The sequence below is a fragment of the Methylobacterium sp. Leaf117 genome, from assembly GCF_001422985.1.
Taxonomy (GTDB): Bacteria; Pseudomonadota; Alphaproteobacteria; order Rhizobiales; family Beijerinckiaceae; genus Methylobacterium.
The window spans coordinates 120725-128980 of sequence record NZ_LMNL01000003.1 but is presented as its reverse complement, the minus strand read 5'-3'; the positions used below and the strand labels follow the sequence as shown (position 1 = coordinate 128980).

Below are 8256 nucleotides of genomic sequence, written 5' to 3'. Positions count from 1 at the left end.
GGATAGTTGTTGAGCTGGATGTGGTCGATCCCGGACACGAAATCGGTGACCACGTCATGCCCGGTGCCCTTGGTCAGCACGAAGCCGTCGGCGCCGCCACCGCCCGTCATCACGTCGTTGCCGAGGCCTCCGTCGAAGGTCTGGGCGTCCGCGTTGCCGACGATGAGGTTAGCGGTCGCATTGCCGAAACCGGTCCCCACACCCTGAAAGTTCAGGTTCTCGAGGTTATCGCCCAGCGTGTAGCGCCCGCCATAAACCGTGACGGTGTCGGTGCCCTCACCGGCATTCTCGACGATCTTCGTGTTCGCAGCGGCGATAATGTAGGCGTCATCGCCTGCCCCGCCGACGAACGTGACATCGCTGGCTGTGCTGCGGAACGCATTGTTGCCGGCAGTCCCCATATAGGTCGTACCCTTGACCGAGCCAAAGGTGGCCGCCGTTGTCCGTGGGCCGCTCTCCGGCATCGGGTTGCCGGCATAATCAAGGGTTGCCAATGCGGTGTTCCTCAGAGGCTGGGAAGTGCGGTTAGCCTGTCGTTAACAGGGCTTCCCCTCAGTTTCCACCATAACGTCGTGGGCTCACGAATAGTTTCGCAATTCCCAGGCCTAAGTAGTAAATTTGGCGGCTTGTTGCTGGGTGCGGCTAAATTGTGGCGGCGTCGCTGCGAGAGCTACTCAATGCCTGGGCTACTGCCCTCATCAATTGCAGCGATTCTTCAAATGCTTGGCCCGAGCTGGGCTCGGGAGCATTTTCGTCTCGAACTGTGTCAACGTGGCGCAACCGGGTCAGTCGGTCTTGCGGAGGGATGAGCCCGACGCCTCGGCGTTCCCGTTGGTCAGAGATCGAACGAACCCCCTATGGGGATCCTCCCCAGGCTTTCTCCAAGCGTCCCTGCCGCCCGAAGACCAGTGCCCTGACGCAGCCACACCCGGACACGAAGAAAGTCGAGCCGCGGCAGAACCGCGACCGATTCTAAACAAAAGTGACCTTACCCAGCCCTGAGACAAACCATCTAAGTCGCCGCCATCAAATTCGCGACCTTTTGTACATAGTTATCGAGACTGCAGTGCTTCACGACCCAATCACGATTGCGAGAGCCATCTTGGCGCGCCGGGTCGTGGGCGATGGCTAAGGCTTTCGAGACAGCCTGCGCGAGGTCCGTCGGCTGGTGCGGCTTCACGAGCAGCGTCGGATCGATGCCATCGAGATAGCCGTCCAAACCCGCCGTTGCGCTGACCACGACGACTTTCCCGCACGCCATGGCTTCGACGAGGCCGGTGACGCCCGCGGCGTAATCAACTTCGTTGAGCGGAACCGCGATCACGTCAGCATCCTGGTAGCTTTTGAGCAGATCCGAGAAGGACACCCGCGGCATCAGCCTGATCCGATCCTGTGCTGATGGATCGACGGTGCCCTGATGCGTTCCATAAAATCCATGGGCGAAGAGTTTGAGATCGGCATCGACGGTTTTCATCGCCCGAACCAGGGTTGGATAGTCACGATTTTCTGCACCGCACGCCATCACGACCTTTGCGCCTGGCGAGGTCGCGCGCGCGAGGTCGCGCGGATGAAAAAACCGATCATCCACCCAGTTGTGAACCGTGAGGACCTTCTCGGGCGGCACGTTGCCTTCCTCGATGAGAAGACGTCGCTGCTTCTCGCTCACCACAATGAAGACACCAAACATTTTGTGACCGATAAGCCTAAGTATTTTTGCTTTTTTCGGGGTCATTGCATGGAAAACACAATACAATTTTCCCTGCCATCCTCTCAATCGCAGCAGTATTGCCGCAACGATCCCGATATCCTCGCCCGTCACATAGCACCGATCGATTGAGCCAGCCTGTATGACGAAGTTCACGACTGATCCAATGACTGGCTTTCGTCCAAACAATCGCCCGAACAAAGCACTCCGCTCCGACCGGGCCGTAGCAAACGAAAAAACCTTCGCGTCTATCCTGCGCGCAACGGTAATGAATTCTGTGCGAGGGCCGTCCTCTGCTTCAAAGCCGCGAATTTCATCAGCGTAGCGACCTTTACCAAGCAAGACTGCACTGCGCATGAAAAAACCTTGATTTGCGGGATGGCACGCAGGCGGTTGGCCGCGAGCCCCAAGAAGCATCACCCATATGTCGCAAAGGACTGCAACACAACGGCAAAAGCAGATGCAAGTTTTCGCGCTTCTGGGAAATGAACTCAGATGGCGGAATCTCCCTTCCAAAGCTTCCCTTATTTGCGATCTCGCTCACAGACGGAAAATATAGTTTCTGCCAAATCTGAGTATCTCAGGCAGCGCGTCGGCTTTCTTGAAAATCTGACGGCGGCGTGCAGCGCGGTCTCGGCACTCTGACGCCAGACAAGCGAAGATGACGATCCGTTGCCCGATTGCGGCGCCGGACGGCCTCGCGCTGCGGCGGATATCGAGCTTCACTCCACGGCATTCCGTCGGCGATCCTCCGGGGCGGAACCTGCCAGACATCCCGGCCCGTCGGATGGCAGGCGTGCGGAATGATGCCGTCGAACGAGAACCGGGGTCGAAAACGATTGGCGCGCGATCCGTCCGAGGCTTGCGTGTCAAACAAGAGATGCAGTCCGATCCGGCGACGTAAAATGAACGCGTTTCGGATGGCACCGTTTGAGGAGGCGCCCGGCTTTCCATAGAAGCTGGCGTTTGCACTCTTACCGAAAGCGCCGGCGCGCCGATTGCGAGTAAAAACATCATGAGCAGTCTGAAATTTGGGACGAGCGGCTTACGCGGTCTCGTCACCGACCTCGTCGGGTGGCCGAGTTACGCCTACGCCCGCGCCTTCTTTCGTTCTGTTGCGACTACGGCTGGGGCCAACCGCACCGTTGTCATCGGACGCGACCTGCGCGACAGCAGCGAAGGGATCGCCGCGACCGTCGCCGCCGCTGCCGCCGAGGCAGGGTTTACGGCGATTGATTGCGGTCCGCTTCCGACGCCGGCTCTCGCGCTGGAAGGGTTGCGCCGCGGGAGCTGCGCGGTGATGGTGACCGGCAGCCACATCCCTCAGGACCGCAATGGGCTGAAATTCTATCGCCCCGACGGTGAGATCACGAAGGCCGACGAAGTCGCGATCCTGGATGCTCTCGGGGACGTCTCGGCAGTGGGTTCGATGGGGATCGTTCCCGCCACACCGGAATCGAGTGCCCGAGACCGCTACCTCCGGCGCTATCGCGATGTGTTCGCGCAGGACGCCCTCGCGGGACAGCGGATCGCCGTCTACCAACAGAGCTCCGTCGCCCGTGATGTGCTGGTCGACGCGCTCGAATCCTTGGGAGCGCAGGTGACAGCCATCGGCCGCTCGGAGACGTTCGTGCCGATCGACACCGAAGCCCATCGGCCGGAGGATATTGCCTTCGTCCGCGATGCCATGTCCTCCGGCACCTACGACGCCCTCGTCACGACCGACGGCGATGCCGATCGACCGTTGGTGGCCGACGAAGCCGGCCGGATCGTTCGTGGGGACGTCCTCGGGTTGATCACAGCCCGCTACCTGAACGCCGACACGGTTGTGGTTCCGGTCACGGCCGGTTCGGCCATGGAGCGTGCGGGTGGGTTCAGCCGTGTGGTCCGCACACGGGTCGGCTCGCCTTTCGTCATCGCCGGCATGGCGCAGGCCAAGGAGGACGGTTCGGCGCTCGTTGTCGGCTTCGAGGCGAATGGTGGGTTCCTGCTCGGGTCGGACGCCCAGGTGAACGGCCGGACCTTGGCCGCCCTACCGACACGTGACGCGATGCTGCCGATCCTGGCGACCCTGGCGGCCACGCGCGCGAGCGGCCTGACGCTGGCCGGGCTCGTGGCCTCCTTGCATGCCGGGGAAACCGCGAGCGATCGGTTGCCGGAAACGCCGGCTGAACACAGCAGCGCCTTCCTGCAGCAACTCGGCCAGGAGACCTTCCGAAGCCGCTTCCTGCAACCCATCGGAGCCGCACGCGCGGTCGATACCCAGGACGGCGTCCGCATGGAACTCGATGGCGGGCGGACCCTCCATTTCCGCGCCTCCGGGAATGCACCGGAACTGCGGTGCTACGCGGAGGCCAACACCTCGGTCGAAGCTGAAGACCTGGTGCGGTGGGGACTGTCCGCAGCAGCGGATGCCATGACATCATCGGCCGCCGCGCGTCCGTGAGGGATCCAGCGCCGCCCCTTCCAGCCGGAGGCGAGACACGAAGCCTCGCCCTTGGGCGGGGCTTCCACTGAAGCAGGCAGAGCGTGGTCCCACAGCCTTCCTGCGGGTCCCCGTATCGCGCTCCCGGTGCCGCGCTCTCGGTAGCGCGGTCGAGCGCGGCAAGGTGCTGATGAGTCTTTCGAAATCAGGCTTCACGCCGCGTCCGCCCGCGCGATTCGGACGTGGCGCAGGGTATCAGCCTCATCGACCGATGTGCTAGAAGCAACAACGTGATCCGCCGCGAGCATTGTCGCCGACAGTCTGAAATCTTACGAATTGTGCAGTCGAAGGGCAGCCTGGATACAGGCAGGGGTGCCCAACGCTACGAGCCTCGTCGCTCCTGGGAATTTGCGGGTCTGATGTCGATGAGCGTTGCTGCCAAAGAGGGAACCGGAGTGACACAGCCAACGCACGCGCAATCCTATAGGAACACGGCGCAGAAAACGTCCGTTTTCAGCTGGTTGTTTGCTGCGCTCTGTCTCAATGGAATGATTTACAACGAGGTGATCGGCTCCGCCTTCTTGTATCTCCTCTTCATCGTGATGATCGTCATCGTCGCCGCGTATCCAACCGCATTTTTGCGGGAGTTCGAGAGCCAGAAGGCCATCCTACTTCTGCTTCCTGCCTACGCTCTGTTGTCGACGTTATGGTCGGCAGTCCCGGAATCGACGGCGCGAACGGCCTTGCAGGCCGTGCTGATGATCGCGTTTGGGGTCATGTTATGTCGTTTGGTCCCCGCCAAACAATTCGTTCATATCATGTTTCTTAGCCTGATCTTGGCAATTTTACTTGGTTTTATCGTCAATCGTCGTGTTCTTGATAGTATGACCAACGAAATAAACTGGTCTGGCGTCTACTACAATAAAAACTCGATGTCCATGATCGGAGCGTTGTTCGGCCTGTGCTGCGCCCACCATGCGATGGATTCGAAGAGATTCGTTCCGATCAGATTGTTTTACCTGGCAATTCTGCCGCTGTCCTATGTCGTGTGCTATTCCGCCAAATCGATCGCCATGATCGTCATTCTGACGATCGGCCTCGGTTTGATGACGTCGATCTATCTGGCCTTCCTGCTCCCGCGACGCATGTTTCGATCGACGATCGAGCAGATCTCGATCGTCATCGTGATATTCAGCGGCGTCGGATTTTTTGTTCTCTCGAATTTTTCCGGTGAATTGCTTCAACTCGTCGGCAAATCTCCGACGTTGACAGGCCGCACGGTGCTTTGGGATTGGGCCAGCAAAATCATTCCCACCAAATTCTGGCTGGGATGGGGCTACAACGGATTTTGGGTCCAAGGTAACCCTCTGGCCGAGATGCTATGGCTCGAAAACCATGTTCAAAGTCGTATGGGCTTCCACTTCCACAATCTGTTCTATCAATCCCAGATTGACCTGGGGCTGTTCGGCCTCCTGATCGTGGCGACGATGCTGTCGTGGACATTCTTGATGTGCTACCGGTGGGTTTATTACTCGGCGAACATCACGAGTGTTTTCTATTTCTCCTGCGCCACAGTCATGATCGTCAGCCAATACCAAGATATCCAGCTCTTTGGAGGATTTGGTACGATGAGCCTTCTGTTCACGATTGCCGGTGTCTACGCGTATGATTTTAACGCAGTGGAACGCTCTCGCTCCTCTCGCAAAGGCAACGTTCAGTCATCCCGCGTCGGCGGCGCCCTTGTCGGCTCGACACAGGTTCCCGAAGGCACGACGCAGGTCTCGCGCGGATACTGATCAGGGGAGCGATAATGGCCTCTCCAAGTCCGTCACAGCCCCGGCCGTGGTTCTGAATACCGTCAGGGCTTTTCATCATTGCGACGAGTTGGCTGCGCTCCGTCGTTGTGGCGTTGGCATGATAAAGCGGCCATGTCGAACTGCGCCATAGCGCGTCCCTCCACGCCACCGTGAAGCGTGCATCATCAACCCCGGGGCCAACGGCTCAGGTACGCTGGGAACGAGGCCCTGATGCGGATCAGGCCGCAAGCTCACGGTCGGCCTCGCCGCGCGCCGCCTTCAGACAAGCCTCGACGGCATCCCTCAGCGAGGACACGTAGACGTCCGCCCCAACCTGTCGACCAATGGCAGCGTCGGTGAGAATCTTCTCGCCGACGGGCCAAAGGCCCACCAGCACAGGCACGTTCGGCGCACGCCGCCTCAGGCGTTCCAGCAGGTAGCGCAGGTGCGCCGGGTTGCCGGTGATGTCGAGGTAGGAGATGCACACCATCGCCACGCCGTTCAGATCGAGATCACGGATACGGTCGCGTGAAACCGCGTCGTGGTCGGCGACTCGAGCGCCGAGTCCGTGCTTGCGCAGCAGCTGAGCCAGCATTGCCGAGGACGCCTCATCGAGAGGACCGCGGCCGGCGACGCAGAGGACAGGTGCTTCGCCACGCCACGCTTCCGGCAAGGCCTCGGGAGGCGGCGCGTGACCCGGTACGGCCTCGTTCTTGGGATGGGCGCGCTCGGCCAGGCTTGGAGTCTCCTTCGGGTTGAACGCCTTGGCCTCGCCATCAGGCTCGATGTCGGGATGGGTCTCGAAATCCGCGACCAGGGAGCGGGAGGATGCTCTGATGTTTTCCAGCTGTGCGGGCGTGACGACCCCGCGACCGAAGTCGTTGGCCGCGAGTTGCAGGCCCTTCAACGCCACTTCGTCGTAATATGAGGAGAGCGAGCGCTCCTTGAGCATCGCCTCGGCGAGATCGCGCACCTCGTCCGGGTCGCCCGCCAGCATCCGCTGGTAGAAGTTTTCGATGGGCGTGAGCGGCGGCCGGTCACCGAGCAGCACGTCAAGGAATTCCAGACTTTCGACGTGGCGTCCGAGGACGACCAGGCACACGGTGAAGGGCGTCGCGAGGATCAGGCCGATGGGTCCCCACAAGAACCCCCAGAACAGGGTCGAGACGACGACTGCGAAGGGCGAGAGGCCAGTGGAATGACCGTAAAGGAGCGGTTCGATGACATGGCCGAACAAGGGCTCGGCAACCAGGAAAAGGGCGGCGGTGGCGATCACCATGCCCCAACCGGGATCGACGGCTGCCGCGAGCGCAAGGGGGAGCAGGGCTGAGATGAACGCGCCGATATAGGGCACGAAGCGCATCAAGGCGGAGAAGACCCCCCACAGGAGCGGATTCGGCACCCCGATGAGCCAGAGCCCCACGCCGATAATGAAACCAAACGCCGCATTCATTCCGAGCTGTGCGAGGAAGTAGGTGCCGAGCCGGCCTGCGGCGTCGTCCATGGCAACGGTCGTCCGGTGCAGGTCGCTCGACCCGAGCAAGCGGATCATACGGTTGCGGAGGTCTTCACGCTGCAGGAGCAGAAACACCACCACGACAAGAACAATGCCGATCGTGGTCAACGGCTCGACGATGGGACCAAGGACATTCCGAGCCAGGGTCAGCGGCGAGACCTCGGGTTCCTGGACCCGAACCAGTTGCGCCTCGGGCGTATCGCCTGCCGGGCCGGTCACCGCAGCGGTACCGGCCGCGTCGGCCTTCTGAGTGGCGTCGTGAACCTGATGGTTGAACTTCTGCAGGACCCGATTGGCCTCCCCGAGCCAGCCCTGCTGCAGGCCAGCGAACTTCTTGTGCACGGTGGCCTGATACTGCGGCAGGTTCCCGGCCAAGCCAGCGACCTGGGTGCCGATGAGAGCGCCGATGCCGCCGATCACCGCGAGGGCAAGGAGGACGGCGACGATCACCGAGGGCACGCGTCCCAGCTTGATCCGCCTCAGGAGATTGACCACGGGTCCCAGGACGAAGCTGAGAAGGACGGCCAGCACGAGGGGGATAAACACCTCGCGCCCGAAATACAGCGCCGCCACGAGAACCACGCCGACCGCGAGCGTCAGCAGCCCACGAAAGCCCGGCACGAGAGGTGGAGGAACCTGCGCAGGCGGGCGGACGGCAACAGCATCGTCGTCGGTGTGCATGCAGAGGACTCCCGGACCGTCGCGCCTGGCTTCACGACGCATGCCCTTAACGCGATCGGACCGCTTTCAGCCCCCGTCCGCGTCGCAACGCTCACGCTGAGGGTTTGATCAGCTGCCCCTATCGACAACCCGC

The 8256-nt window shown here is 61.2% G+C and carries 5 protein-coding genes and 1 pseudogene; 2 read left to right on the top strand and 4 right to left on the bottom strand.

What is annotated here, in order from left to right:
- From ASF57_RS04970 to ASF57_RS25400, 3 genes and pseudogenes are all read right to left on the bottom strand, one after another.
- Positions 1 to 464: pseudogene (locus tag ASF57_RS04970) on the bottom strand (1,3-1,4-beta-glycanase); the annotation flags it as partial.
- Positions 465 to 1012: 548 nt separating this feature from the next.
- Positions 1013 to 2062: a glycosyltransferase family 4 protein gene (locus ASF57_RS24345; RefSeq protein ID WP_162241534.1), complete on the bottom strand. Its 1050-nt coding sequence runs from the start codon at positions 2060 to 2062 to the stop codon at positions 1013 to 1015.
- A 183-nt stretch (positions 2063 to 2245) separates the two neighbouring features.
- On the bottom strand, positions 2246 to 2431 hold the full coding sequence (locus ASF57_RS25400; protein ID WP_156375968.1) for a hypothetical protein: 186 nt from the start codon (positions 2429 to 2431) through the stop codon (positions 2246 to 2248).
- A gap of 289 nt (positions 2432 to 2720) precedes the next feature.
- On the opposite strand from ASF57_RS25400, the gene ASF57_RS04960 reads away from it, so the two are divergent.
- On the top strand, positions 2721 to 4151 hold the full coding sequence (locus ASF57_RS04960; protein ID WP_056480727.1) for a phosphomannomutase: 1431 nt from the start codon (positions 2721 to 2723) through the stop codon (positions 4149 to 4151).
- A 221-nt stretch (positions 4152 to 4372) separates the two neighbouring features.
- The gene (locus tag ASF57_RS04955; protein ID WP_156375967.1) at positions 4373 to 5926 is read left to right on the top strand and encodes an O-antigen ligase family protein; all 1554 of its coding nucleotides are present in this window, start codon (positions 4373 to 4375) and stop codon (positions 5924 to 5926) included.
- Positions 5927 to 6164: 238 nt separating this feature from the next.
- Here ASF57_RS04955 and ASF57_RS04950 read toward each other — a convergent pair whose 3' ends face one another.
- Positions 6165 to 8123: an AI-2E family transporter gene (locus ASF57_RS04950; RefSeq protein ID WP_056480759.1), complete on the bottom strand. Its 1959-nt coding sequence runs from the start codon at positions 8121 to 8123 to the stop codon at positions 6165 to 6167.
- Positions 8124 to 8256 lie beyond the last annotated feature (133 nt).

Excerpts from the sequence above, each read along its gene's own strand:
- ASF57_RS24345 (WP_162241534.1), bottom strand. The coding sequence starts at position 2,062 with ATGCGCAGTGCAGTCTTGCTTGGTAAAGGTCGCTACGCTGATGAAATT.
- ASF57_RS04960 (WP_056480727.1), top strand. The coding sequence starts at position 2,721 with ATGAGCAGTCTGAAATTTGGGACGAGCGGCTTACGCGGTCTCGTCACC.
- ASF57_RS04950 (WP_056480759.1), bottom strand. The coding sequence starts at position 8,123 with ATGCACACCGACGACGATGCTGTTGCCGTCCGCCCGCCTGCGCAGGTT.